The organism is Rhodococcoides fascians A44A (assembly GCF_000760735.1).
GTDB classification, from domain to species: Bacteria; Actinomycetota; Actinomycetes; order Mycobacteriales; family Mycobacteriaceae; genus Rhodococcoides; species Rhodococcoides fascians_E.
On record NZ_JMEX01000004.1, the window covers coordinates 49,842 to 75,715 of the forward strand.

19 protein-coding genes, 1 tRNA gene and 1 pseudogene are annotated in these 25,874 nt (G+C 64.0%); 11 read left to right on the plus strand and 10 right to left on the minus strand.

Annotation, left to right across the window (positions count from 1 at the left end; genetic code table 11):
- Positions 1-45 precede the first annotated feature (45 nt).
- Entirely contained in the window at positions 46-1,044 is a 999-nt protein-coding gene (locus tag BH95_RS01220) for a helix-turn-helix domain-containing protein (protein WP_037180695.1), read from the plus strand.
- A 69-nt stretch (positions 1,045-1,113) separates the two neighbouring features.
- Positions 1,114-1,491: a thioredoxin gene (gene trxA / locus BH95_RS01225; RefSeq protein ID WP_019665833.1), complete on the plus strand. Its 378-nt coding sequence runs from the start codon at positions 1,114-1,116 to the stop codon at positions 1,489-1,491.
- 98 nt (positions 1,492-1,589) lie between these two features.
- Here trxA and polA read toward each other — a convergent pair whose 3' ends face one another.
- The gene (gene polA, locus BH95_RS01230; protein WP_020112031.1) at positions 1,590-4,331 is read right to left on the minus strand and encodes a DNA polymerase I; all 2,742 of its coding nucleotides are present in this window, start codon (positions 4,329-4,331) and stop codon (positions 1,590-1,592) included.
- A gap of 297 nt (positions 4,332-4,628) precedes the next feature.
- On the opposite strand from polA, the gene BH95_RS01235 reads away from it, so the two are divergent.
- Genes BH95_RS01235 through BH95_RS01250 form a run of 4 tightly spaced genes read left to right on the plus strand, consistent with a single transcriptional unit; the run spans position 4,629 to position 8,751 of the window.
- Positions 4,629-5,918 carry a branched-chain amino acid ABC transporter permease gene (locus BH95_RS01235; protein WP_019665835.1) on the plus strand — a complete coding sequence of 430 codons (1,290 nt, stop codon included), beginning with the start codon at positions 4,629-4,631 and terminating at the stop codon, positions 5,916-5,918.
- A 4-nt stretch (positions 5,919-5,922) separates the two neighbouring features.
- Positions 5,923-6,912: a branched-chain amino acid ABC transporter permease gene (locus BH95_RS01240; RefSeq protein WP_019665836.1), complete on the plus strand. Its 990-nt coding sequence runs from the start codon at positions 5,923-5,925 to the stop codon at positions 6,910-6,912.
- Complete coding sequence (locus tag BH95_RS01245; protein ID WP_020112030.1) at positions 6,905-7,945, plus strand: ABC transporter ATP-binding protein; 1,041 nt, start codon at positions 6,905-6,907, stop codon at positions 7,943-7,945. Before BH95_RS01240 ends, BH95_RS01245 begins: the two co-directional genes overlap by 8 nt.
- The gene (locus BH95_RS01250) at positions 7,942-8,751 is read left to right on the plus strand and encodes an ABC transporter ATP-binding protein (RefSeq protein WP_019665838.1); all 810 of its coding nucleotides are present in this window, start codon (positions 7,942-7,944) and stop codon (positions 8,749-8,751) included. The genes BH95_RS01245 and BH95_RS01250 overlap by 4 nt, the downstream gene beginning before the upstream one ends.
- 340 nt (positions 8,752-9,091) lie before the next feature.
- On the opposite strand, the gene BH95_RS01255 is transcribed toward BH95_RS01250, so the two are convergent.
- Positions 9,092-10,432: an ABC transporter substrate-binding protein gene (locus BH95_RS01255; protein ID WP_020112029.1), complete on the minus strand. Its 1,341-nt coding sequence runs from the start codon at positions 10,430-10,432 to the stop codon at positions 9,092-9,094.
- Positions 10,433-10,604: 172 nt separating this feature from the next.
- Positions 10,605-11,222: an ANTAR domain-containing response regulator gene (locus BH95_RS01260; protein WP_019665841.1), complete on the minus strand. Its 618-nt coding sequence runs from the start codon at positions 11,220-11,222 to the stop codon at positions 10,605-10,607.
- A gap of 159 nt (positions 11,223-11,381) precedes the next feature.
- Here BH95_RS01260 and BH95_RS01265 point away from each other — a divergent pair.
- Positions 11,382-11,458: transfer RNA gene (locus BH95_RS01265), tRNA-Leu, on the plus strand.
- Between the two features lie 257 nt (positions 11,459-11,715).
- Positions 11,716-12,444, plus strand: coding sequence for an AAA family ATPase (locus BH95_RS01275; protein ID WP_033188593.1), 729 nt, complete (start codon positions 11,716-11,718; stop codon positions 12,442-12,444).
- Between the two features lie 2 nt (positions 12,445-12,446).
- Here BH95_RS01275 and BH95_RS01280 read toward each other — a convergent pair whose 3' ends face one another.
- Positions 12,447-13,412 carry an AraC family transcriptional regulator gene (locus BH95_RS01280; protein WP_037181045.1) on the minus strand — a complete coding sequence of 322 codons (966 nt, stop codon included), beginning with the start codon at positions 13,410-13,412 and terminating at the stop codon, positions 12,447-12,449.
- Between the two features lie 111 nt (positions 13,413-13,523).
- Here BH95_RS01280 and BH95_RS01285 point away from each other — a divergent pair, with 111 nt between their 5' ends.
- Entirely contained in the window at positions 13,524-14,003 is a 480-nt protein-coding gene (locus BH95_RS01285; RefSeq protein WP_052059938.1) for an anthrone oxygenase family protein, read from the plus strand.
- Here the strand turns inward: BH95_RS01285 and BH95_RS28675 are convergent.
- Positions 14,000-14,182, minus strand: coding sequence for a hypothetical protein (locus tag BH95_RS28675; RefSeq protein WP_019665846.1), 183 nt, complete (start codon positions 14,180-14,182; stop codon positions 14,000-14,002). The genes BH95_RS01285 and BH95_RS28675 overlap by 4 nt on opposite strands.
- 127 nt (positions 14,183-14,309) lie before the next feature.
- Between BH95_RS28675 and BH95_RS29210 the strand changes: the two genes are divergently transcribed.
- A complete protein-coding gene (locus BH95_RS29210) occupies positions 14,310-14,837 on the plus strand; it encodes a DNA-deoxyinosine glycosylase (RefSeq protein ID WP_347876814.1) in 528 nt (175 codons plus the stop codon).
- Positions 14,838-15,035: 198 nt separating this feature from the next.
- On the opposite strand, the pseudogene BH95_RS01295 reads toward BH95_RS29210, so the two are convergent.
- Positions 15,036-15,950 (minus strand): annotated as a pseudogene (locus BH95_RS01295) (glycosyltransferase 87 family protein); the annotation flags it as partial.
- 119 nt (positions 15,951-16,069) lie between these two features.
- Here BH95_RS01295 and BH95_RS01300 point away from each other — a divergent pair.
- Positions 16,070-17,041, plus strand: coding sequence for an alpha/beta hydrolase (locus BH95_RS01300; protein WP_019665848.1), 972 nt, complete (start codon positions 16,070-16,072; stop codon positions 17,039-17,041).
- Between the two features lie 16 nt (positions 17,042-17,057).
- Here the strand turns inward: BH95_RS01300 and BH95_RS01305 are convergent, their stop codons facing one another.
- The 4 genes from BH95_RS01305 to gltB form a co-directional block, all read right to left on the minus strand.
- A complete protein-coding gene (locus BH95_RS01305) occupies positions 17,058-17,978 on the minus strand; it encodes an acyl-CoA thioesterase (protein ID WP_019665849.1) in 921 nt (306 codons plus the stop codon).
- A complete protein-coding gene (gene pyk, locus BH95_RS01310; protein ID WP_027498862.1) occupies positions 17,979-19,397 on the minus strand; it encodes a pyruvate kinase in 1,419 nt (472 codons plus the stop codon).
- Between the two features lie 137 nt (positions 19,398-19,534).
- A complete protein-coding gene (locus BH95_RS01315) occupies positions 19,535-21,040 on the minus strand; it encodes a glutamate synthase subunit beta (RefSeq protein ID WP_019665851.1) in 1,506 nt (501 codons plus the stop codon).
- Positions 21,033-25,616, minus strand: coding sequence for a glutamate synthase large subunit (gene gltB, locus BH95_RS01320; RefSeq protein WP_037181050.1), 4,584 nt, complete (start codon positions 25,614-25,616; stop codon positions 21,033-21,035). Before gltB ends, BH95_RS01315 begins: the two co-directional genes overlap by 8 nt.
- Positions 25,617-25,874: the final 258 nt, after the last annotated feature.

The window sequence follows — 25,874 nt, forward strand, 5'->3', positions numbered from 1 at the left end:
GGCAGATACGACACAGTTCCACGTTTTTCTGCCATACTTGCCGACATGTTGAAACGCGTCGTCGTTCCACTGCTGCCACTGACCGAGCAATTCGAGATGGGTGTCGCCTGCGAGGTGTTCGGCTTCGACAGGTCCGACGAGGGACTGCCCACCTACGACTTCTCTCTGATCGCAGGCGTGGCGGAACCCGTCAGATCCCGGTTCGGCTACACCATAGACGTTCCGTACGACCTGTCCCAGCTGGACGACGCCGATCTCATCGTGATTCCGGCGGGAGGTACCCACCTGGCCTCCGACGGCTCCGCGCTGTGCAACTCGGAACTCGACGACACACTGGAGCCCCTGCTCGGCAAGTTACGCGCCGCTGTTGCTCGGGGCGCCAAGGTCGCGAGCCTGTGCAACGGCGCTTTTCTTCTCGGCAAAGCAGGATTGCTCGACGGACGGCGATGCACGACGCACTGGCGACACTCGGACCGACTGGCCGCGGAATATCCTCTCGCCGAGGTCGACCGCAACGTGCTCTACGTCGACGACGGAAATGTCCTGACCAGCGCGGGAACGGCTGCCGGCATTGATCTGTGTCTTCATATCGTCCGCAAGGAGCAGGGAAGCGTCGTGGCGAACGGTATCGCGCGACGGATGGTCGTACCGCCGCATCGGGACGGCGGCCAGGCCCAGTTCGTGACCACGCCCCTCCCCGCCGTCGAGGTCGATACCCTTGCGCCACTGCTGGATTGGATGACGGAAAACCTGCATACCGAACTGTCGGTCCAGACATTATCCGCGAGGGTCAACATGTCCGCACGCACGTTCGCGCGCCGGTTCCAGGCCGAAACCGGGACCACGCCCGCCCGCTGGTTGAACGACCAGCGGGTACTGGCGGCGCAACAGCTACTGGAGAACTCGGACCTGTCGATGGATGTCATCGCCGAACGCGTGGGCTTCGGAAATGCCGCTGTGCTGCGGCAACACTTCGTCCGGCTGCGCTGTACGACGCCGAACTCGTACCGACGTACGTTCCGGGCGGCGCCGCAACCTGCATGACCCGGGATGATTTCGAGCCCGGGGCGCGTTGAGGGATCCAGAGAAGCAAACATCGACGAAAGGGCAGGCGTGGCAACACAGACTTTGACTCAGCAGAACTTCGACGAGATCGTCGGCGGCAACGACGTGGTGCTCGTGGACTTCTGGGCGTCGTGGTGTGGACCGTGCCGCCAGTTCGCGCCCACGTTCGAGAAGTCCTCGGAATCCCACCCGGATGTTGTGCACGCCAAGGTCGACACCGAGGCGGAGCAGGGATTGGCGGCCGCTGCCAACATCCAGTCGATCCCCACGATCATGGCGTTCCGTGAGGGCGTCCTGGTCTTCGCGCAGCCCGGCGCACTCCCCGCCGCGGCACTCGAGGATCTGGTGGGACAGGTCAAGGCACTCGACATGGACGAGGTGCGCAAGCAGATCGCCGAGCAGCCTGCCGCCGCTGACAGCGAATAATTCGGACGGCATTGCCGCGTTCAGGGCCGGTCGCAACTGCGACCGGCCCTGAACTGTGTGGTCGAGCGGTGTCCTTGTCGGATGGGGCCGGATAGCGCCTAGTGCGCGGCCTTGTCCCAACTACGCCCCGTACCGACCGACACTTCGAGCGGAACCGACAACGAAATGGCCGACGCCATCTTGTCGCGAACCAGTGCCTCGACCTCGTCGCGCTCGGATTCGACCACCTCGAGCACCAACTCGTCGTGAACCTGAAGCAGCATGCGCGACTTCAGATTCGACGCGCTCAACGACTTGTGCACGTCGATCATCGCAACCTTGATGATGTCCGCAGCCGTGCCTTGGATGGGAGCGTTCAACGCGGCACGCTCGGCAACCTCACGCCGCTGACGGTTGTCGCTGTTGAGGTCCGGCAAGTAGCGGCGACGGCCGTACAACGTGGATGTGTATCCGACCTTCCTGGACTCCTCCACCGCGTTCCGCAGGTAATCACGCACGCCGCCGAAGCGAGCGAAGTACGCCTCCATCTGCTGCTTGGCTTCGTCCGTGGAGATCTTGAGTTGCGCAGCCAACCCGAAGGCGCTGAGCCCGTAGGCGAGCCCGTACGACATGGCCTTGACCCGACGACGCAGCTCCGGGGTGACCTCTTCGATGGGAACACCGAAGGCTCGCGCTCCGACGAAACTGTGCAGATCCTCGCCGGTGTTGAACGCCTCGATCAGACCTTCGTCGCCGGACAGGTGGGCCATGATGCGCATCTCGATCTGGCTGTAGTCGGCCGTCAGCAGCATGTCGTAGCCTTCGCCGACGACGAACCCGTCGCGGATGTGGCGCCCGGCCTCGTTACGAACCGGAATGTTCTGCAGGTTCGGCTCCGTCGAGGACAGGCGGCCCGTCGCTGCGACCGTCTGATTGAACGTCGTGTGGATACGCCCGTCGTCGGAGATGGACTTGAGCAACCCGTCGACGGTCACTTTCATGCGCGTCGCATCACGGTGGTCCAGCAGGAACTTCAGGAACGGATGCTCGGTCTTCTCGAACAAGCCCTGCAGTGCGTCTGCATCGGTGGTGTAACCGGTCTTGGTCTTCTTCGTCTTCGGCATGTCGAGTTCTTCGAACAGCACGACCTGCAGCTGCTTCGGCGAACCCAGGTTGATCTGCTTGCCGATCACCTCGTAGGCGGCATTGGCGGCGTCGGACACCTGCCCGGCGAAGCGGCTCTGGAGTTCCTCGAGGTGGGTGCGATCGACGGCGATGCCCGTCGCTTCGATGTCCGCGAGAACTCCGAGGAGCGGTAGCTCCATCTCGGACAGCAACGACGTCGATTCGATGTCGGTCAGTTCCGAGTCCAGTGCAGCCGCCAGATCGAGTATGGCCTGCGCTCGCAGGATCTCGCCCTCGGCCACCGCGGCTTCGGCGACGTCCTCGGTGTCCAGTAGGGACATCTGCCCTTCGACGGAGTCCTCGGCCCGAAGCTCACGCTTGAGGTAGCGCAGGCACAGATCGTCCAGGTTGAAGCTTCGCTGCCCCGGACGAACGAGGTATGCAGCGAGTGCGGTATCGCTCGTCAACCCGCCCAGAGTCCATCCCCGACCGCGGAGTGCATGGATGGCCCACTTGGCCTCGTGAAGGGCTTTGGGCTGCGTTTCGTCGGCCAACCATGCCGCGAGCGCTGTCTCGTCCGACGGATCGAGTGAGCTCGTCGTGACGAATCCGCCCTCACCGTCGGACGCGGCGATCGCGATGGACACGGCATCACTGTCGAACGGGCGACGAGGACCGACGACCGACAGTCCGTGGCGCTCACCCGTCGACGCGTGAGCGGCAAGCCACGAGGCGAGCTCTCCGACGGGGACGGCGCCACCCTTGACGTCGAAGCCCTCCTCCGCCTCCGGTTCGGCCGAGGACAACGTGTCGAAAAGGCGGTCACGGAGAACCCTGAACTCCAGGTCGTCGAACAAGCCGTGGATCTTCTCGCGATCCCACGGTGCCAGTTCGAGTTGGTCCGGGGTGTACGGCAACGGCACGTCGCGCACCATTTCGGTGAGCTCGCGGTTGAGGACGACCGAGGACAGGTTGGCGCGCAGTGCGTCACCGACCTTGCCCTTCACCTTGTCGACGTTGTTGACCAGTTCTTCCAGAGAGCCGTACTGCACGATCCACTTGGTCGCCGTCTTCTCGCCGACGCCGGGGATTCCGGGCAGGTTGTCGCTCGGGTCGCCTCGCAGCGCCGCGAAGTCGGGGTACTGGGACGGCGACAACCCGTACTTCGTGGTCACTTCCTCCGGGGTGAACCGGGTGAGCTCCGAAACCCCCTTCTTGGGGTAGAGCACGGTCACGTTGTCGGTGACGAGCTGCAGCGAGTCGCGGTCACCGGTCACGACGAGAACGCGGTAGCCGAGCGCTTCGGCCTGAGTGACCAACGTGGCGATGATGTCGTCGGCCTCGAAACCCGGCTCGGCCATGACCGGGATACCCATTGCGCCCAGGACGTCCTTCGTGATGTCCACCTGGCCGGCGAACTCGTCGGGGGTCTTGCTGCGGTTGGCCTTGTAGTCCGGGAATCGCTCGGCGCGAAACGTCTGCCGAGAGACGTCGAAGGCTGCGGCGATGTGCGTCGGCTTCTCGTCCCGGAGGAGGTTGATCAGCATGGAGGTGAACCCGTAGACCGCGTTGGTCGACTGGCCGCTCGTGGTCTTGAAGTTCTCCACGGGCAGGGCGAAGAACGCGCGGAACGCGATCGAGTGACCGTCGATGAGCAACAGCGTCGGTTGCTGACCGTCGGCTGATTTGCCGGTCGAGGGTGCGGATGCGGCACTGGCGTCGGTTACGGGGCTCACGGTTGCCCAGTCTAGGTAGAGGGTCCGACAGCGGCGGGCGCGGATGGGAATCTGCTGCGATTTCGCCTGTTCACGTAGTTCGAAACACAAATGATACTTATCGGAAATTCGAGACGCCGATTTCGTGCGGTTCCAACGGTTAGAGTCCGACAATTGCAAGCAGCCGAGCCCGATCCTGGGCTCACCCCGACAACCGTCCGGAGGACGTGCGTGGCTCCAAATGTTCGATGGACCCGAAGGAAGATCCGAATTCGGTACACAGACCGACGTTCGTTCCGCCTTCTGAGACAGATCCTCATGTTGGCGATACTCGGATCCATAGCAGCAGTGACGTTCGGTGGCACTGCCGCAGCTCAAGAACCGACCCCTACTCCCCCGCCCACCGCGATCTCGGACGCACCGCCCGCCGACGCGGTCGCCGTGAGCGGAAGCCTCAACAACGGCGGTGAACGCCTTGCCGACGTCGATGTGAAGGCACTGGACTCCTCCGGTGACGAGGTGGTTCGCACCACCTCTCAGGACGGAGGCCGCTGGACACTCCAGTTGTCGCCCGGCACATACACATTCGAAGTCGACTCCGAAACCCTCCCGGACGGAGTCAGCGTCCAGGGCTCGGTGGAACGCGACGTGCAGGCCGGACGCGCCAACACCGTCATCTTCTCCTTCGGTGAAGCCAGAACGGCCACGGAAGTGCCGTTCTACGAGAAATTCATCAGGACCACCGTCGACGGCCTTCGCTTCGGTCTGGTCATCGCACTGGCAGCCGTCGGCCTCAGCCTGATCTTCGGCACCACGGGCCTGACCAACTTCGCGCACGGCGAGTTGGTGACGCTCGGCGCCGTGGCCGCGTGGGTCTTCAACGTCAGCATGGGCATACAGCTGATCTGGGCGACGATCCTGGCGATCATCGTCGGCATCGCGATCGGCTGGCTGAACAACACAGTGATCTGGCGCCCGTTGCGAAAACGGAAGACCGGCTTGATCGCTCAACTCGTGGTGTCGATCGGATTGGCCATCGCACTGCGATACCTCATCCTGATCTTCTTCTCCGATCGCGCCGAACCGTTCGCCGACTACCAGGCGCAGACCCAGAACGAATGGGGACCGCTGGCGATCACCAATGTCAACCTCGCCTGCATCGTCATCAGCATCGTCGTCCTCGTCGGCGTCGCGGTGATGCTGCAGCGCACCCGAATCGGCAAGGCGATGCGCGCCGTTGCCGACAATCGTGACCTCGCCGCCTCGTCGGGAATCAATGTCGAGCGCGTCGTCACCTTCGTCTGGTGCATGGGTGGTGGCCTCGCCGCCCTGGGCGGCGTCCTGTTCGGGCTCTCCGAGCTCGGTGGCCGCGTTCAGTGGGAGATGGGCTTCAAGCTGCTGCTCCTGATGTTCGCAGGAATCACACTGGGCGGCTTGGGAACTGCGTACGGAGCCCTCCTCGGCTGCGTCATCGTCGGACTGCTGGTCCAGTGGTCGACGATGATCATCAATCCCGATCTCAAATACATCGGAGGACTGCTCGTCTTGATTCTCATCCTCGTCGTCAGACCCCAGGGCATACTCGGCTCGCGGCAAAGGATCGGGTGACAACGTGGATATTCTCGGAGCACTCCAGGTCTCGCTCGCCCAACTGGTCGGGCCGTCGGCAATTTTCTACGCACTGCTCGCAATCGGCTTGAATCTGCACTTCGGCTACGCCGGGCTGCTCAACTTCGGTCAGATCGGCTTCGCGCTGCTCGGCGGCTACGGCGTCGGCATCATGACGATCACCTACCAGCAGCCTCTGTGGCTGGGCATTCTCGTCGGCCTCGGCGCCGCAGGCTTGCTGGCACTCGTCCTCGGCATCCCGACGCTACGGCTGCGCGCCGACTATCTCGCGATCGTCACGATCGCCGCATCGGAGATCCTCAGACTCGTCTTCAGATCGACGGCGTCCGATCCGATCACCAAGTCCACCAACGGTATTTTCGGCTTCGCCGACCCGTTCACCTCTCTCAGCCCGTTCGACTCCGGTAAGCAGTACGCGTTCCTCGGCGTGAAGTTCTACGGTGACGACCTGTGGGCCATGGTGGTCGGATGGTCGCTCGTACTGATCCTCTGCGGATTCATCTATCTGCTCACGCACAGCCCATGGGGCCGCGTTCTCAAGGCCGTCCGCGAGGACGAGGATGCAGCGCGATCGCTCGGCAAGAACGTCTTCGTCTACAAGATGCAGGCTCTGGTCCTCGGCGGCGTCATCGGAGGCATGGGCGGCGTGTTCAACGCCCTGCAGACCAAGTCCATCAACCCGGACTTCTACTCCACCGCGCAGACGTTCTTCGCCTTCGGTGCGTTGATTCTCGGCGGTGCCGCAACAGTGTTCGGCCCGGTACTCGGCGCCATGCTGTTCTGGTTCCTTCTCTCCATCCCCGACGCCATCCTGCGGCAAGCCATTTCGGGTCCCGATCCCCTGCTCAACCTGACCGAACAGCAGGTCGGCGCCACTCGATTCGTACTCCTCGGCATTCTGATCGCCGTGATGATGGTGTTCAGGCCGCAAGGCATTCTCGGCAACAAGCGAGAGGTACAGCTCAATGCCTGACAAGACAACAGCGGACGCACGGCGGCCACTGAGCGCTCAGGAGAGGTCATCGCTGTTCGCCGGAGTCCCCCAGACTCCCGGTGCGGCAAAACCGGATCCGACGCTCGTCGTCGACGGAGTGTCCCGAACCTTCGGCGGCCTTAAAGCAGTCGACGTCGCACACCTCGAGATCCAGCGAGGCTGCATCACCGGCCTCATCGGCCCCAACGGTGCCGGTAAAACCACCTTGTTCAACCTGCTCACCGGATTCGACCGCCCCGACACGGGAACCTGGTCGATGGACGGACAGTCACTGGGCCGGATGCACCCCCACCAAGTCGCGCGCAAGGGCGTCGTACGCACGTTCCAGTTGACCAAAGCATTGTCCAAACTCACTGTGCTGGACAACGTTCGTCTCGGCGCCACCGGCCAGCGCGGCGAACGGATCGTCAACACACTGATGCCCTGGACGTGGAAGAAGCAGGAGAAGGAGATCACCGACCGGGCCTACCAACTGCTCGAGCGATTCAAGCTCGACGCGAAGGCCGACGACCTCGCCGGCTCCATGTCCGGCGGGCAACGCAAACTACTCGAAATGGCGCGCGCCCTCATGACCGATCCGGCCGTGGTCATGCTCGACGAACCCATGGCAGGCGTCAATCCCGCACTGACACAGAGCCTTCTGGGTCACATCAAGTCGCTGCGCGACGACGGGATGACGGTGGTGTTCGTCGAACACGACATGGACGTCATTCGCGACATCAGCGACTGGGTCGTCGTGATGGCGCAGGGCAGCGTCATTGCCGAATCCACCCCGGAAGACCTGTCCAACAACGGTGCTGTCGTCGACGCCTACCTCGGAAGCCATCACGACCAGGCCCTCGAATTCGACGAGAACGGCAATCCCGTCGGCGCCACAGCCGAACTGGCCGAAGCGCTGGAACAGGCCGAAGCCGAAGAGCTCGAAGCAGGCGGCGACTTGTCCGAGCCCGAGTTCGTCGCGTCTGCCGACGTCGCAACCGGCAAGCACGCCAAGGAAGAAGACGGCAAATGAGCGAACCGAACACCGACAAACTGACCCCCGCCGAATTCGCCGCAACACCGGAAGAACACGCCCGGCTCGCCGAGGGGGCTCTCGTCCGCGCCGACAACCTCGTCGCCGGATACATCCCTGGCGTCAACATCCTCGAAGAGTGCAACTTCTTCCTGAAGGACGGCGAGATCGTCGGCATCATCGGCCCCAACGGCGCAGGAAAATCGACCCTGCTCAAAACACTGTTCGGGCTCATCCCCGTCCGCAAGGGCTCGGTCAGACTCCGCGGAGACAACATCACCTCCGCCGAAGCCCACGTCCTGGTCACCAAAGGCGTCGGATACGTGCCGCAGACACAGAACGTCTTCCCGTCACTCACCATCGAGGAAAACCTCGAAATGGGAATCTATCTGCGGCCGAAGAAATTCGCGGAACGCTTCGACTTCGTCAGCGAACTCTTCCCACTCCTCGGCGAACGCAAGAAAGTCAAAGCAGGCGCACTCTCCGGCGGCGAACGACAAATGGTCGCCATGGGCCGTGCCCTGATGATGGAACCATCGGTCCTGCTGCTCGACGAACCGTCCGCAGGCCTCTCCCCCATGTTCCAGGACGAAGTCTTCATCCGCTGCAAGAAGATCAACGCAACAGGCGTCTCCATCATCATGGTGGAACAGAACGCACGCCGCTGCCTCCAGATCTGCGACCGCGGATACGTCCTCGACCAGGGCCGAAATGCCTACACCGACACCGGCACCAACCTCATGAACGATCCCAAGGTTATCGAGCTCTACCTCGGCACCCTGGCGGGAAGCAAAGAGAAGAAATAACTTCCGCACTCCGACAAGACCCGGGCTCACCCCACGAGCCCGGGTCTTGCTGCATTCCCAGGGGCCGTCCTCGTGCTCCCCAGCGCAGACGGGCTCGGGCACGCCCCGTTGCCCAAGGCGGAGCGAGCGTGGCGTTCGGTCAGTCTGACTGACCAAACCGTTCATTCGGTCCCAACGGCGGATGCCCAAGGCGGAGCGAACGTGGCGTTCGGTCACTTGGAGTGACCGAACGGTTCATTCGGTCCCAACGGATAACCGCACGGCATGGCCACCGACAGCACGGAACCCCGGTCCAGGTGGACCGGGGTTCCGTGTGTTCTGAGTCAGTACCGAGGACCGATCACTCTCCGACGACGATGTATCCGTCCGTCTTCAGGGTGTTGTCCGGGCCGAAGACCAGGTTGCCGTAGGAACCTGTGGCCGGCTCACCTGCGTCGCTGAAGTTCAGCGCACCGGTGACACCGTCGTAGTCGATGTCGGTTCCGGCCTGGACGAGGGGAAGGCACTGTGCGTAGGTGGTGCACTTCTCGCCGTCCTTGGTGACGCTGTTGATGTTGGCCGCAATGTCCGTGCCCGCCGTCGATTTTGCTTGCTCTGCTGCGAGGGCCGAGATGATGACTGCGTCGTAGGACTCGCCGGCGTAGTTGAAGTCCACCAGGGCGGGGTCGACGGTCTTGAGTCGATCCTGGAAGGCGGTGCCGACGTCGGTGAGCGGGGTGGTTCCGCGCATCGTGTCGAGCAGGCCCGGTGCGACGGACTCGCCGAGGGCGTTGCCCATGTTGCCGTCGACTCCGTAGACGAGCGTGCCGTCCGACGGTCCGATGCCGACCTCGTGCATACGCGTGATGATCTTCGCGGACTCCTCGAAGCCGACGATTGCGACGGCGTCGGGCGCGAAGTTGTTCACGTCGTCGACCTCGGCGTTGAACGACTGTGCGTTGGGGTCGTAGATGATCGACTGGATCTGATCCGACGGAATGCCCGCTGCTTCGAGGTTCTCCACGGTGTTGGCGGCGAGGCCGGTGCCGTAGGGGTCGTTGAGCGCCAGGATGGATACACGCTGCGCACCGTCCTCCGCGATGAGCTGCGAAAGCGCTTGAGCCTGAAGTACATCGGTGGGTGCGGTACGGAAGTACTGGCCCTTGTCCGCGTAGCAGACGAACTGGTCCGAAGTGTTGGCCGGGGAGAACTGTACGACGCCGGCGCTGGCGATCTTGTCGATGACCTTCAGTGACACCGAGGACGATGCCGCACCGACGATGACGTCCGCTCCACCCGCGAGCAGACGGTCGACCGTGGTGTTCGCGGTGTCCGTCGTCGTGTCACCCGAGTCGCCGGGGATGAGCTGAACAGGCTGTCCGAGAACGCCGCCCGCAGCGTTGACCTCGTCGACCGCGAGGCGCACACCCGCGACCTCCGGCGGGCCGAGGAATGCGAGGCTGCCGGTTTCGGGAAGCAGCGTACCGACGACCAGCGGGGTCGTGACGGGGGTCGCCCCTGCCGTTGCCTGATCCGGCGTGCAGTCGGTCGACACCGTTGTCTCTTCTGCCGCCGAACTTCCACCGCTGGCAGAGCTGGAACTGTCTCCCGAGCTGGAATCGTCGCTCGAGGAACAGCCGAACAGTGCCAGTGAAGCAGCACCCAGCACCGCAGCCGTGCGGACATAGGTCCGTTTTGCCATCTAGGGTCTCCTTGGTCGATCCAAAAACGAAGCGCACGTGAGTCATGCGCCGCGTGTGTGGATCAGACGCTAGCTGTCCCCATCGGTTCGCGATGGGCGAGAAGACGGCTCGTGACCTGACTGTGACCTGAGGAGCCGAAGATTTACATCGCCGTAGCGTGCGGGCCCGGAATCAGGCCTCGGGCGGGGCGTCGAGCGTCTCGATGATGACGTCGGCGACGGCCTTCATCGTCGTCCGTCGATCCATCGCGGCGCGCTGAATCCACTTGAACGCCTGTGGCTCCGTGAGCGACTGGGATTCCATCAGCTTGCCCTTCGCCCGCTCGATGAGCTTGCGCGTCTCCAGCCGTTCCTGGAGATCCGCGATTTCGCTCTCGAGCGACGAGATCTCCGTGTACCGACTTGCCGCGAGTTCCACGGCAGGCATCAGGTCGGCTTTGGAGAACGGTTTGACCAGATACGCCATCGCTCCCGCGTCCCGCGCCTTCTCCACGAGTTCACGCTGACTGAACGCCGTCAGGATGACGACGGGAGCTATACGCTTCTCGGCGATTTCCGACGCTGCGTCGATTCCGTCCCGTCGTGGCATCTTGACGTCCATGATCACCAGATCGGGGCGAAGTTCCACGGCGAGGTCGACGGCCTGCTGACCGTCGGCCGCCTCACCGACCACCTCGTAGCCCTCTTCACGCAGCATCTCCACCAGATCGAGGCGGATGAGCGATTCGTCCTCGGCGACCACGACCCGTAGAGCGGGCTTTGCGCTCTCTTGCTGGGCAGGAGCATTCATCGTTTACCAGTCTCCTTAGACACGTCATCGACCAGCAGAAATCCTCGCATGCCCGGCACTGTGCCGCAGACCTCACCTGGTTCCACGAACCCTTCGAGGGTACCGGTGTACGGGGCCTGAAGCGCATCTTCTAAAGTAGTGAACCGCACGAAGACGCCAGCCCTCGTATCCCAATTGGCAGAGGAAACGGATTCAAAACCCGTCCAGTGTGAGTTCGAGTCTCACCGAGGGCACCACCCCCCAGCGTCACTGGTACACCGACCCGCACCGCTGGTCACACGGTGAAGCCGCTAGGCATACAGTGAAGCGATGTACATACCCAGCAATCTCCGATGCCACGACACCGGCGCCGGCACTTTGTGCGCTCAGCGTGTCAATCACCGGTTCGGAGATGCTGCGGACCGGTCGGAACCGAAGTGGGTGTACTTCCAGTGCAGTGCCGACAGCACCCATGTGACCGGATACGTCGATCGACCGGTGACCGCCTGAATTCATGTTCGTAGAGCGCGCATTCGTCGATCCGGTCGATCACGTCGACGACTGGCCCTTCACCGTTCCTGCCGTGGCGGACCTCGTCGGAGACGGACTCGAGTTCCATGCGCCCGTGACGATGCTCGTCGGTGACAACGGCTCGGGTAAGTCGACCATCGTCGAGGCTGTCGCGGAGGGTTTCGATCTCGATTCGCGTGGCGGCCGGGCGTCGAGACTGCCGCGCACGGACACCGTTCGGACCCCGCTGGGTGACGTCATCGAACTCGAGACGACGCCGCGAGGCGCACGGATGCTTCGCGGACCGCGGTTGCAGAAGAAAGGCTTCTTTCTCCGTGCCGAGACGGCTGTCGAACTGACCGAGCGTTACTCGGGCGTGCCGGGTTACTGGGACGAGGACACCACCGAATTGAGCCATGGTGAGGGATTTCTCGCGGTGTTTCGCGCAATGTTCCAGGACCCGGGCTTCTACGTGCTGGACGAACCGGAGTCGGCACTGTCCTTCACGGCCTGCCTTCGACTGGTGGCGTTGATGTCCGAACTCGCCGACGCCGGGGCCCAGGTCGTCTGCGCGACGCATTCGCCTGTGTTGGCGTCGGTGCCCGGAGCCGACATCGTCGAAGTCGGTGACCACGGTCTACGCAGAACCAGTTGGGAGGAACTGGAACTCGTCGCGCATTGGCGTCGGTACCTCGCCGATCCGTCGATGTATCTGCGTCACCTTCTGGACTGATGTCAGGGCACCGGTAGCTCTCGGCGACGGACGCTTCCCGGTGACTGCCCGACGAGCCTTTTGAATGCTCTCCCGAAGGCTGCTTCGGACTCGTAGCCGCTTCGACGTGCCAGTTCGGCGACAGTGCGGTCACCGGATTTCAGTGCGTCGTGAGCGCACTGCATCCTCCACCGAGCGAGGTAGCGCATGGGAGCTTCACCGACGAGTGTGGTGAAGCGTGCGGAGAAGGCCGACCTCGACATCGAGACTTCGGCGGCGAGGGTCGCCACGGTCCACGGCTTGTCCGGCGAGCGGTGAATCACCGCCAGCGCTGGGCCGATCCCTCGATCCTGCAGTGCACCGAGCCAACCGGATCCGGCCGCGGGATCGTTCTCGATCCACCACCGCAGCGCCTGGATGACGAGGATGTCCGACAACCGCGTGATGACGGCTTCCCCGCCGGGTCGGACTCGCTGGGACTCGTCGGCGACGAGGCCGAGTGTGCTGTGCATCCACGACAGCTGCGGTGTCGGTGCCGACTCGACGACGATCAGCGACGGCAGGCAGTCGAGCAGCTTTCCGACCGACGGGTGATCGAGCCGCACGGCTCCACAGATCATGGTCGTCGGGGATCCGGTGCCTCCGTGGCGGACGACGGCGTATCGATCGCTGATGTAGTCGTGGTGCAACTCGTGCACGAGGGGCGCGGAGTCGGCGAGGGAGGCGTCGCTGGACAGGACATGTCCGGAACCGTCCGGCACCAGCGCGAATTCGCCCGGGGCGAGCCACCGAGGCTCGGCGCCGTCGACATCGAGGAGGCCTCGTCCGGCGACCACGACGTGAAACCACAGGCAGTCCTCCATGGGGGGCATCGCGAGTCCCCAGGGCTCGGCCAGCTCGGACCGACAGTAGAACGCACCGGTCATTCGGACGAAATGCAGGGCTTCGCCGAGCGGGTCGGATGTTCTCCATGGATCGTGGCCGCGCATCGACCGATCGTACGACGTCGTGGACGAACGAGCATGAAGTAGCGACGAACGAGCATGGATCGTCCAGCCACTCGGAGGCATGCTGGACGAACCGACAGAAGGGACACCGTCGTGCTCGAGAAGGTTGCATCCATCGCCACCACGACCTCTGCCGTCGGGTGCGGGCTGACAGCGGGGGTGCTGCTGGCGTTCTCGGTCGGCGTCATGCCCGCGCTGAGAACGCGACCCGCCGCCGACGCCGCTGCCACGATGCAGCAGATCAACAACGTGATCGTCTCACCTGTGTTCCTGACGGTCTTCCTCGGCGCCGCTGCTGCTGCAGTGGCCGCGGCCGTCACGAGCCTTGCGTCGGGCGGAGATTCGGGGACGCTCGTCGTTGCCGGCGCCGTGGTGTACGTGGTCGGGTGCGTAGCGGTGACGGTCGCAATCAACGTGCCGCTCAACGTATCTCTGGCCTCGGTCGACCCGTCCAGCAGCCACGGTGCTTCGGTGTGGGCGGACTACCTCACCCGCTGGACGCGGTGGAACCATGCCAGGACTGCGGCGGCCACTCTGGCGTGTGCTGTGTTGACCGCGGCGGCGCGGATCTAATCTGCTTGCGGTTGCTCGTGACGATGACGGATCTCGGCTTCGAACTTCTCGATCAGAGCATCCGCCTCGGCGAGCTCGGCGCCTTGCGCACCCTCGTCCATCGATTGGTCGCGGCCGCGCTTGAGCACAGCGAGTTCTGCGTCGAGTTCATGATTGTCGAGTACTCGTGGATCCAACATGGCTCCATTGTCGTCGACGACGCCGGTGCCCGCACGCGATTGGGCCTGACATGCTGGTGGGATGACCACGGTGCACAGCTTTCCGCCGATAGTCGACCGTTCGTCGCACACGTTGATCCTCGGCTCCATGCCCGGAGTGGCGTCACTGAGAGCGGCGCAGTACTACGCGCATCCTCGTAACGCGTTCTGGCCGATCATGGGTGCGTTGTTCGGTGCGGGCTCGGAGAAGTCCTACGACGAGCGAACAGCGATTCTGCTCGCGCGTGGAATCGCGGTGTGGGATGTGGTGAAGCTATGCACGCGGCGCGGGAGCCTCGACTCCGCGATCGTCGATTCGACTGTCGTGACGAACGACTTCGACTCCCTGCTCGGCGAATTTCCTTCCATCCGGCGCATCGTCTTCAACGGAGCCAAGGCGGAGACGAGTTTCGTTCGTCACGTCGCCCCGTCCGTACGCGATGTCGCTGTACGTCGGCTTCCGTCGACCAGTCCCGCTCACGCCGCTCTGTCCTTCGACCGAAAGCTCGACGCGTGGCGAACGATCGCGCAGCCTCGGCCGGCGATATCTGGGTCCTACGGTCGAGACGAGGGCCACCAGGAGAACGACGACGAACACGATCGGGTAGACCGACGTAACCGGAATCCACGCCCATGACGGGACGCCGAGCATGAATGTGCCGATGACGGCAGTGCCGCTGGGCGCCGTCCAGTACCAGGCGACGAACGGGGCCACGACGAGGGCCGGCACCGCCCAGCTCCAGGACCGAGCGGATCTCGCGGCCCAGTCCAGTACCACCACGACCAACGGCACGCACCACACCCAGTGATGCCCCCACGAGAACGGGGACACCATGGGTGTTGTCAGGCCGCAGATCGTCAACGACAACAATCGAGCGCCTCGTCGCTCGGCCGCCACCGCGCACCACAGTCCGATCGCGCCGACGACGAGAACACAGCCGAGCCACAGCACCATCGGCGGGGACCCGTCGGACCAGAGTCGAGCGAGCACACCGTGCACCGACTGATTCGCCGGCGACGGAAGCCACCCGATCCGATCGGACTGGAAGATCGCGCTGGTCCAGAAGGTGCGTGCGTCGTCGAACAACAGAATCGATCCCGCGAGGACGGTGGCGACGAACGTCGCGACGGCCACCGCCGCAGTCCGGAACTGTTTGACGGCAAGCGCGTACACGACGAAGAATGCCGGCGTCAGTTTCAACCCCGCGGCGAGGCCGACGCCGATTCCTCGTAGGCGACTGCCGTCGGGACGGCCGAGGTCCCACAGCACGAGGATCAGCAGTAGAAGGTTGATCTGCCCGAGCCACAGCGTCATTCGAACTGGTTCGAGCCAGGTGAACGCAATCGCCGACCCCAGGGAGACGACATGAGTGGGCACTCCGCGATATCCGAGAATCCGCCAACTCGACAGCACCGCGAGATAGAGAAGCAGGATGTTGACGATGCCCACGACCGCCGTCGTGGCCGAGATCGGTAGCACGGCAAGCGCAACGAACACCACAGCAGCGAACGGCGGGTAGGTGAACGGGAGCGCTGTGTCGAACAGCGAGAACGAATACAGGCCCTCACCGGTCAGCAACGTCCCGCCGCCGTGCCGGTACACGATGGCGTCGACCCCGTTTCCGAACAGTCCGTACAAGCCGGCGAATCCCAACGTCCACGCGTGTGCGACGAGCGCGACGGCTGCGGCGACAACTGCACACGTGACCCATCGCCCGTCGTGTCGTCGAAACGTGTCTGTTCCCGGCATGAATCGGAGAATATTGCGAATCCGCGAAATGTCACGGACGACACGGGTGAACTTTGTCGTTTCGACGCTGGATCGTTAGCAGAGGTCACGCCGATCCATGCCACCATCGATTGATGCGGATGTGGCAGAAGTTACTGATGTTGCGTTCCGTCGTCGTGATCGCGCTCGCTGCGAGTGTCCTCGCGATCGCCGGTCCCGCGTACGCCGGTCCCGCCGAAGCCGCCCGTGTGGTCGATGTGCGCGCCGTGTCCGCAACTCACTCGGTAGTCGACGTGTACTCGCCGTCCATGGACAAGGTGATCTCGAACGACGTCCTGCGGCCTTCCCACGGCGGCACTCTTCCCACCCTGTATCTCCTGAACGGTGCACTCGGGAACGAGGACGGCGTGGGATGGCTCGGAAACTCTTCGGTAGCGGAGTTCTTCGCCGACAAGAACGTCACCGTCGTCATGCCGGTCGGTGGGAGGTTCAGCTTCTACACCGACTGGCAGAACCCCGACCCGGTGCTCGGAAACTACAAGTGGCAGACGTATCTCACCCGCGAACTGCCCCAGGCGATCGACGGCCACTTCGGCTCGACCGGGAAGAACGGCATCGCCGGCCTGTCCATGAGCGGAGGCCCCGCGCTCGATCTTGCCATTCAGGCACCGGACGTGTTCGATGCCGCGGCGTCGTTCAGCGGCTGCCCTGCACCCTCGAATCCGTTTGCGATGGCGGGAATCTCGACGATGATCGCGGGTGGCCTGAACAATCCGTTCAACATGTGGGGATTGCCCGGCAACCCTGCGTGGCGCGAACACGACCCGGCCGTGAACGTCGAAAGACTGCGCGGCACATCGGTGTACGTCAGCGCATCGGAGGGGCAACCGGGGCCGGTGGACCGTATCCCTGTCGGCGCTTTCCCACCCGTCGGCGGAATCGTCGTCGAAGCGCTCGTCAACTACTGCACGTCACTGTTCGTCGACGCTCTGCACCGAACTGGAGTTCCGGCAACGATTTCCATGCGTGAGCGGGGCGCCCACACCTGGCCGCTCTTCGAAGACCAGCTACGCGAAGCCTGGACCACGACGATCGCACCTGCCCTGGCCTGAGCGTCGAGCCCCCGAGTCAGGCCTTCCGTGGGAAGTGCCTGATCAGACCTTCCTGCACCACGGTCGCGAGAAGCAAGCCGTCCATCGAGAAGAACCTACCCGTGGCCAGGCCTCTGGACCCCGCCGCGACGGGAGACTCCGTCGCGTACAGCGCCCAGTCGTCGAACCGGAACGGTCGATGGAACCAGATGGAATGGTTCACCGTCGCCGCGACAATACGGTCGAACCCCCAGGACAGACCGTGAGTGGTGATGATCGAGTCGAGCACCGTCGTGTCCGACGCGTATCCCATCGTGGCGGCGTGGAAGATCGGGTCGTCGGGAAGGTCGCCGTCGGCTTTCATCCACACGCGGTTGTGGTTGAGTTTCTCCCCGGTCCCCTGCAGAATCCACGCCGGATCGTTCGCGTAGCGCATGTCGATCGGTTTGAGGGCATCGACGAACATCTGCAGCCTGTCCTCGTACCCGACGAAGTGGTCGCCGAGCGGCGGCAATGCGTCCGGGTACGGAACATCGGGCAGTTCGACACTGTGCTCGAGCCCGGTGCCGAAATCCTGGAACGCGGCGAGCATCACGAAGATCTCGTTGCCGTCCTGATAGGCCGTGACCTGCCTGTTCGCGAATGCTCGACCGTCGCGGTGTCGATCGACGTGATACTCGATCGGCTTCTTCACATCACCGCCGCGGATGAAGTGCGCGTTGATCGCGTGTACGTCGCGGGTCGTTCCCGTGACCGTTCGGCCCGCCGCGATGAGCGCTTGCGCCACCAGCTGACCACCGAACGTGCGACTCCCGACCTGGCGAGGATGCACTCCCCGAAATTTGTCCTCGCCGAACTCCTCGAGCTGAAGCAGCTCGAGGAGTGTGTCCAGGTCGGTCGTCACATCACGATCACTGCTGGGCGCAGTAGCTGCGCCGGTTCCCCCCGCGTCGGTCACTTACCGGTCCTCTTCCCCAATTCGATGCACGTGGATCAAGTTGGTCGAGCCTACTGTGCCGGGAGGTGCTCCGGCGACGATCACGACCTGATCGCCCCTGTTGTAGCGGCCGAGCTCCAGGAGTGCCTTGTCCACTTCGAGAACCATCGCGTCGGTGGTCGCGACCTCAGGGACCAGGAACGTCTCGGTTCCCCAGCTCAGCGCCAACTGCGAGCGCACCTCGGGAATCGAGGTGAACGCCAGCAGTGGAAGCGACGTGTGCAGGCGCGCCAACCGTCGAACGGTGTCTCCGGACTGAGTGAACGCGACGAGCGCCTTGGCGTCGAGACGTTCGCCGATGTCCCGCGCAGCGTAGGAGATGACGCCTCGCTTGGTACGCGGAACGTGAGTCAGAGGAGGAACGGGATCGCCCTCGCTCTCGACCGTTTCGACGATGCGGGCCATGGTGCGGACGGTCTCCATCACGTACTTGCCGACGGAGGTCTCACCGGACAACATGACCGCGTCGGTGCCGTCGAGCACGGCGTTCGCGACGTCGGACGCCTCGGCCCTGGTAGGACGGGAGTTCTCGATCATCGACTCGAGCATCTGGGTGGCGACGATGACGGGCTTGGCGTTGGCGCGGGCGATCTGAATCGCGCGCTTCTGCACCAGGGGAACCTGCTCGAGAGGGAGCTCGACGCCGAGGTCGCCGCGGGCGACCATGACCGCGTCGAACGCGAGCACGATGGCTTCGAGGTTGTCCACGGCTTCGGGCTTCTCGAGCTTCGCGATGACCGGCACTCGGCGACCGACGCGATCCATCACCGCGTGCACGAGCTCGACGTCCGCGGGGGAACGAACGAACGACAGTGCGATGAAGTCGACTCCGAGCGACAAAGCGAACTCGAGATCGGCAATGTCCTTCTCGGACAACGCCGGAACGGACACGTCCATGCCGGGCAGGGACACACCCTTGTTGTTGCTGACCGGTCCGCCTTCGGTGACGCGGCACAGCACGTCGTTGCCTTCGACTCCGGTGACGACCAAGCCGACCTTGCCGTCGTCGACGAGGAGCCTGTCACCTTCCTTCGCGTCCTGCGCCAATTCCTTGTACGTGGTCGACACGCGATCGTGCGTGCCGTCGCATTCGTCGACAGTGATGCGTACCAATTCACCGGCGGCCCAGGTGGTCTTGCCTTCCGTGAACCGTCCGAGACGGATCTTGGGTCCCTGTAGGTCGGCAAGGATGCCGACGGCTTTGCCGGTGGCATTCGAGGCCGCACGGACCCACTCGTAGTTGGCCTGATGATCGGGGTGATCACCATGGCTGAAATTCAGTCGAGCGACATCCATTCCACTCTCGACGAGTTCGCGGATTCGCTCAGCGCTGGCGGTTGCAGGTCCAAGGGTGCAAACGATCTTCGTACGTCGGCTCACGACCACGAGCGTAGTCGGTGCCCCTCACCTTCTCTACGGCAGAGGTACCCGACGCAACACTACTGGCCGGTAGTAGTGAGTTGCCACAGGTGAACAGACCTGGATCGGTACAGACTACGACTTCACAACGGTGCTGATCACACCACTGCGAGAGGCAGAGCCGTCGGATGAACGGGCGACGGAAGGTCGGAGCGACCGGTCAGGAACGCGTCGACGCCATGCGCCGCCGACCGTCCCTCTGCAATGGCCCAGACCACCAAGGACGCGCCGCGGTGAGCATCGCCGCAGACGAACACGCCGGGAGCGGTGGTCTGCCAGTCGGGCCCACAGGAAAGCGAACCGCGACGAGTGAGCGACAGGCCGTAGTCGTCGAGAAGAGGACTGTGCTCGACGCCGTCGAATCCGATCGCGAAGAGCGCGAGATCGCAGGGAAGCTCGACTTCCTCACCGATGGGGGTGATGATCCGTCGGCCGTCTGCGTCGCGCTGCACCTCGACCTCGGCGAGGACCATCGCTCGAACGCGGCCGTTCTCGTCGCCCAGAAAACGTTGGACGGCAACCTGATGCCGCACGACACCGCCCTCGGCGTGGGCCGGTGAGGTGCGCAGAACGAGGGGCCACGACGGCCACGGCGACTTGGAGTCGTCCCGAGCATCCGGAAGCGCCTGGTTGTAATCCAGCTGCGTCACCGACGCGGCGCCCTGACGGTGCGCCGTGCCGAGACAGTCGGCTCCGGTGTCTCCGCCGCCGATGATGACGACGTGCTTGTCCTTGGCCGAGATGGACGTGGGGCCGTCGCCCTCGCACTCCTTGTTCGACGGCACCAAATGCTCCATGGCGAGGTGGATACCGCTCAGACCACGACCCTCGACCTCGGTGTTGTCCCGCGCCCGCAACGCACCGACAGCAAGAACCACAGCGTCGAACTTCGCCCGCAACTGCTCGACGGTGAAGTCGATTCCGACCTCGCAGTCGGTGACGAAATGGGTGCCCTCCGCACGCATCTGCATGAGGCGCTGATCCAGAACCGACTTCTCCAATTTGAACTCGGGGATGCCGTACCGAAGCAGACCTCCGAGCCTGTCGTCCCGTTCGTACACAGTGACGTCGTGACCCGCGCGGGTCAGCTGCTGCGCGGCGGCGAGTCCGGCTGGGCCGGAGCCGACCACCGCGACGGTCTTACCCGTGCTGATCGTCGGCGGCTGCGGTACGACGCTGCCTTCGTCCCACGCAAGGTCCGCGATGGTCTGCTCGACGCGCTTGATCGTCACGCTTCCACCGGTCTCGCTCTCCGAGATCGAGAGCACGCACGCAGCTTCGCAGGGTGCAGGACACACACGGCCGGTGAACTCCGGGAAGTTGTTCGTCGCGTGCAGGCGATCGCTCGCAGCGTCCCAGCGGTCTCGACGCACCAGGTCGTTCCACTCCGGAATCAGGTTGCCGAGGGGGCAGCCCGCAGTTCCGGAGTGGCAGAACGGAATTCCACAATCCATGCACCGGCGTGCCTGATCGGAGACCTCGGCTGCTCGCTCGTCGGCAGGCTGGTGCGAGTAGACCTCTTTCCAGTCCTTGACCCGCTCACCGATCGGCCGCTTCGCTGCTTCCTGCTTGACGATGTTCAGAAATCCTCGTGGGTCAGCCACGTGCAGCCTCCATGATTGCTGAGTCGACGTCGCGCCCCTCGGCGCGCGCCATCGAGGTCGCCTCCAGCACACGCTGATAGTCGACGGGCATGATCTTGGTGAACAGAGCGGAACGGCGCGGCCAATCCGCGAGCAGCGACGACGCCACCGCGGATCCCGTCCACTTCCGGTGGTTCTCGACGGTGTCCCGCAGCCATGCGAGATCGTCGGGATCGGGCGTCTGCAGAGACACCATGGCCATGTTGACGTTGCTCTCGTCCAGCCCGAGGACGAAGGCGATACCTCCGGACATACCGGCGGCCATGTTGCGTCCGGTCGGTCCGAGGACAACGACACGGCCACCTGTCATGTACTCGAACGCGTGGTCGCCGACGCCTTCGTTGACCGCGGTCGCGCCGGAATTCCTGACCGCGAACCGCTCCCCCACCCGTCCGCGCAGGAAGACCTCACCCGCAGTGGCGCCGTAGAGAATGGTGTTGCCGGCGATGACGTTGTCCTCCGCGACGAAGGTGGCGTCGGATGACGGCCGGACGACGACGCGGCCGCCCGAAAGCCCCTTTCCGACATAGTCGTTGGCGTCACCGATCAGATCGAGGGTGATCCCGGTGGGGAGGAATGCACCGAGCGACTGACCTGCAGACCCTGTCAGTTCGACGCGCACCGTGTCGTCGGGAAGCCCCGCACCGCCGTACCGGCGCGTGACCTCCGCACCCAACAGAGTGCCGACGGTTCGGTTGACGTTGCGCACCGGCAGTTCCAGTTTCACGGGATGCGCATCCTCGAGTGCACCCTCGGCCAACTGGATCAGGGTTCGGTCGAGCGCGAGATCGAGTCCGTGGTCCTGACCGCGGAGGCGTCGACGCTGCGTCATCGGTGCGCCGTGCTGATCCTTCGGCATGGCGAAGATCGGCGTCAGGTCCAAGCCCTTGCTCTTCCAGTGCGCCACACCGGCGGCCGTCTCCAGAGCATCTGCGTGCCCGACGGCTTCGTCGATGCTGCGGAAACCGAGCTGCGCCAGATACTTGCGCACGTCCTCGGCCACGAACCGGAAGAAGTCCTCCAGGAACTCGGGCTTTCCGGTGAACCGTTTGCGTAGTTCCGGGTTCTGGGTCGCCACGCCCACCGGGCACGTGTCGAGATGACACACACGCATCATGATGCATCCCGACACGATGAGCGGAGCCGTCGAGAATCCGAACTCCTCGGCACCGAGCAGCGCCGCCACGATGACGTCCCTGCCGGTGCGGAGCCCACCGTCGCACTGCACCGTGATTCGGTCGCGGAGTCCGTTGAGTACCAGAGTCTGCTGAGCGTCGGCGAGACCGATCTCCCACGGAGCGCCCGCGTGCTTGAGCGACGTCAACGGCGCCGCACCCGTGCCGCCGTCGTAACCCGAGATCAGGACGACGTCGGCGTGCGCTTTGCTCACACCCGTTGCCACGGTGCCCACTCCGACCGAGCTGACGAGTTTGACGTGGACGCGTGCATTCTCGTTGGCGTTCTTGAGATCGTGGATCAGCTGCGCCAGGTCCTCGATGGAGTAGATGTCGTGATGCGGGGGCGGCGAGATGAGACCGACACCCGGCGTCGAGTGACGGGTCTTGGCGACCCACGGATACACCTTGTAACCGGGCAGTTGACCACCCTCACCAGGTTTCGCGCCCTGCGCCATCTTGATCTGAATGTCGCTGGCATTGACCAGATAGTCGCTCGTGACCCCGAAGCGGCCGCTCGCCACCTGCTTGACCGCGCTGCGACGAGACTTGTCGTACAACCGATCCGTGTCCTCGCCGCCCTCACCGGAATTGGAGCGACCGCCGAGGTTGTTCATGGCGACGGCCATGGTCTCGTGCGCTTCGGCAGAGATCGACCCGTAGCTCATCGCACCGGTGTTGAACCTGGTGACGATCGACTCGGCCGACTCGACCTCGTCCAGCGCAACAGGGGCGCGCAGGCCTTCCTTGAACTCGAACAAACCGCGGAGCGCACCACCTTCCCGCGCCAGCCGGTCCACCTCGCTGCTGTACTTCTGGAACACGTCGTAACGCCCGGTGCGGGTCGCGTGCTGAAGCAGGAAGACGGTTTCCGGAGTGAACAGATGCAGCTCGCCCTCGCGACGGAACTGATATTCACCACCGATGTCGAGACGACGGTGGACCCGGTCGGTGGGGTTCTCCGGGTAGGCGCGACGATGCCGCAGCTTGACTTCCTCGGCGAGAACGTCCAAGCCGACACCGCCGAGGGTGCTGACCGTCCCCTTGAAGTACTCGCGGACGACCTCCTTGTCGAGACCGACGGCCTCGAAGACCTGCGCACCGGTGTAGGAGCCGACCGTGGAGATGCCCATCTTCGACATCACCTTGAGCACGCCCTTGCCCAGTCCGTACAGGTAGTTGCGGACCGCGACCGTGGACTCGACACCGGTGAGTTCACCCTCAGCGACGAGATCCTCGATGGACTCCATCGCCAGATACGGATTGACCGCCGCTGCACCGAAACCGATCAGCAGGGCGAGGTGGTGGACCTCGCGTGCGTCACCGGACTCGACGACGAGAGCGACCTTGGTGCGTTCCTTGGTGCGCACCAGGTGATGGTGGACTGCAGCCGTGGCCAACAGCGACGGAATCGGCGCGTACGTGTGGTCGGAGTCCCGATCGGAGATGATGAGCGTTCGGTATCCGGCGGCGATCGCATCACTGGCACGACGACGCAGATCCTCGAGGGCTTCGGCGAGCCCCTCGCCGCCGCGCTCGACCTCGTACAGTGCCCGCAGCACAGTGGCCGACAAGCCAGGGTGATCGCCGTCGAAGTTGATGTGAATGATCTTGTTCAGTTCGTCGTTGTCCAACACCGGCCACGGCAGAACGATCTGACGGCACGACGCAGCGGACGGTTCGAGCAAGTTCTGCTCCGGGCCCATCACTCGCGTCAGCGACGTGACGATCTCCTCGCGAATGGAATCGAGCGGCGGGTTGGTGACCTGGGCGAACAGTTCGATGAAGTAGTCGTACAGCTGCTTCGACCGCTGCGAGAGCACAGCGGGTGGCGTGTCGGTTCCCATCGATCCCAACGGCTCACCGCCCGACGCGGCCATCGGCGTCAGCACGACGCGCAGGTCTTCCTCGGTGTACCCGAACGCAACCTGCCGACGAACCACCGAGTCGTGGTTGTACTGGATGTGCGCACGATCGGGCAGGCTCTTGATCTCGAGCAGGCCTGCATGCAGCCATTCCTGATAGGGGTGCTCGGACGCGAGCTGCAGTTTGATCTCCTCGTCGGGAACGAGACGGCCTGCCTCCGTGTCGATCAGGAACATCTTGCCGGGCTCGAGCCGTCCCTTGGCCACCACCTCGGACTGCGGCACGTCCAGCACACCGGCCTCGCTGGCGAGAATGACCCGACCGTCCTCGGTCTGCCACCACCTGCCCGGACGAAGACCGTTCCGGTCCAGCACGGCCCCGACGTACGCACCATCGGTGAACGTGACGCAGGCGGGCCCGTCCCACGCCTCCATGACCGACGCATGGAACTGATAGAACGCCCGCACCGCCGGATCCATGGTGCTGTGGTTCTCCCACGGCTCGGGGACCATCATCATGACCACGTGCGGCACACTGCGCCCGCCGAGATGCAGAAGTTCGAGGACCTCGTCGAGAGACACCGAATCCGAACCGTCCGGATTGCAGATCGGGTACAGACGCTCCAGATCACCGGGAATGAGACTCGACGCCAGCATCGCCTCGCGGGCGCGCATACGGTTTCGGTTGCCCTTGACGGTGTTGATCTCACCGTTGTGCGCGACGTACCGATGCGGGTGCGCCAGCGGCCACGACGGAAACGTGTTGGTGGAGAATCGACTGTGCACAATGGCAATTGCGCTCATGCACAACGGGTCACGAAGATCCGGGAAGAACAGCGGCAACTGCATCGTCGTCAGCATGCCCTTGTAGACCATCGTCCGCGAGGACAGCGACGGGAAGAACAGCCCGGTGCCGGCAGCTTCGATCTCCGGTGTCACCCGCTCGGCCCGCTTCCTCAAGCCGTAGACCAGACGATCCAGTTCAACGCCCGACGGCCTGACGCCGTTCACCTCGGGAGCCGTCACGAACAGATACGTCATGTGCGGCATACAGCCCAGTGCCGTCACACCGATATCGGCCTTGTCCGGATCGACCTCGACCTCGCTCCACCCGAGAACCGACAGACCCTCCTCGGCGGCAATCGCTTCGACCCGAGCCACGGCGGCAGCCCGCTCACGTACTCCTTGCGGCAGAAAGCACATACCGGCGGCAAACGTGTTCGCGCCGTCGGCGGCGGCGTCGGGCAACGGGAAGTCGGCGAGGGAGGCCAACAGTTCGACCGGAAGCTGAATCAGAATGCCTGCGCCGTCACCACTGTTCGGCTCGGCGCCCGCAGCACCCCGATGCTCCAGATTCTCCAGGGCGAGAACGCCGTCGGCGACGATGCTGTGAGAGCGGCGACCCGCGATGTCCGCGATCATCGCGACGCCGCAGGAATCCTTTTCGCGAGACGGGTCGTACAGCCCCTGCTCCGCCGGCAACTGTGAGAACAGCAAATCCGCCACCTCCCTCTCGGCCAGGGAGGCACCGCAGAGCGAACGGCACTCGAAACATCACGGCGCCGTCTCGTTCTCCTCGGCAACTCCGCTAGCGATCAGCTCCGACACGATTCTAGGCTCGTGGGAGCTCTTGTTTCACTGAACGGGTCTACCGGGACAACTCTGGCCCGCGAAGGAATTCGGCCGTCTCAGCACCGAATGACTGGAGCTTACCGTAGCTCTTGACAAACACCGAAACCACCAGGCCGGCTTACC

Coding starts and splice junctions, on each gene's coding strand:
- BH95_RS01260 (WP_019665841.1), bottom strand. CDS start 11,222: ATGAATGCTCCTGCCCAGCAAGAGAGCGCAAAGCCCGCTCTACGGGTC.
- BH95_RS01255 (WP_020112029.1), bottom strand. CDS start 10,432: ATGGCAAAACGGACCTATGTCCGCACGGCTGCGGTGCTGGGTGCTGCT.
- BH95_RS01300 (WP_019665848.1), top strand. CDS start 16,070: ATGTGGCAGAAGTTACTGATGTTGCGTTCCGTCGTCGTGATCGCGCTC.
- BH95_RS01280 (WP_037181045.1), bottom strand. CDS start 13,412: ATGCGCGGCCACGATCCATGGAGAACATCCGACCCGCTCGGCGAAGCC.
- BH95_RS01275 (WP_033188593.1), top strand. CDS start 11,716: ATGTTCGTAGAGCGCGCATTCGTCGATCCGGTCGATCACGTCGACGAC.
- BH95_RS01235 (WP_019665835.1), top strand. CDS start 4,629: ATGTTGGCGATACTCGGATCCATAGCAGCAGTGACGTTCGGTGGCACT.
- BH95_RS01220 (WP_037180695.1), top strand. CDS start 46: ATGTTGAAACGCGTCGTCGTTCCACTGCTGCCACTGACCGAGCAATTC.
- BH95_RS29210 (WP_347876814.1), top strand. CDS start 14,310: ATGCCCGGAGTGGCGTCACTGAGAGCGGCGCAGTACTACGCGCATCCT.
- BH95_RS01245 (WP_020112030.1), top strand. CDS start 6,905: ATGCCTGACAAGACAACAGCGGACGCACGGCGGCCACTGAGCGCTCAG.
- BH95_RS01250 (WP_019665838.1), top strand. CDS start 7,942: ATGAGCGAACCGAACACCGACAAACTGACCCCCGCCGAATTCGCCGCA.
- BH95_RS28675 (WP_019665846.1), bottom strand. CDS start 14,182: ATGTTGGATCCACGAGTACTCGACAATCATGAACTCGACGCAGAACTC.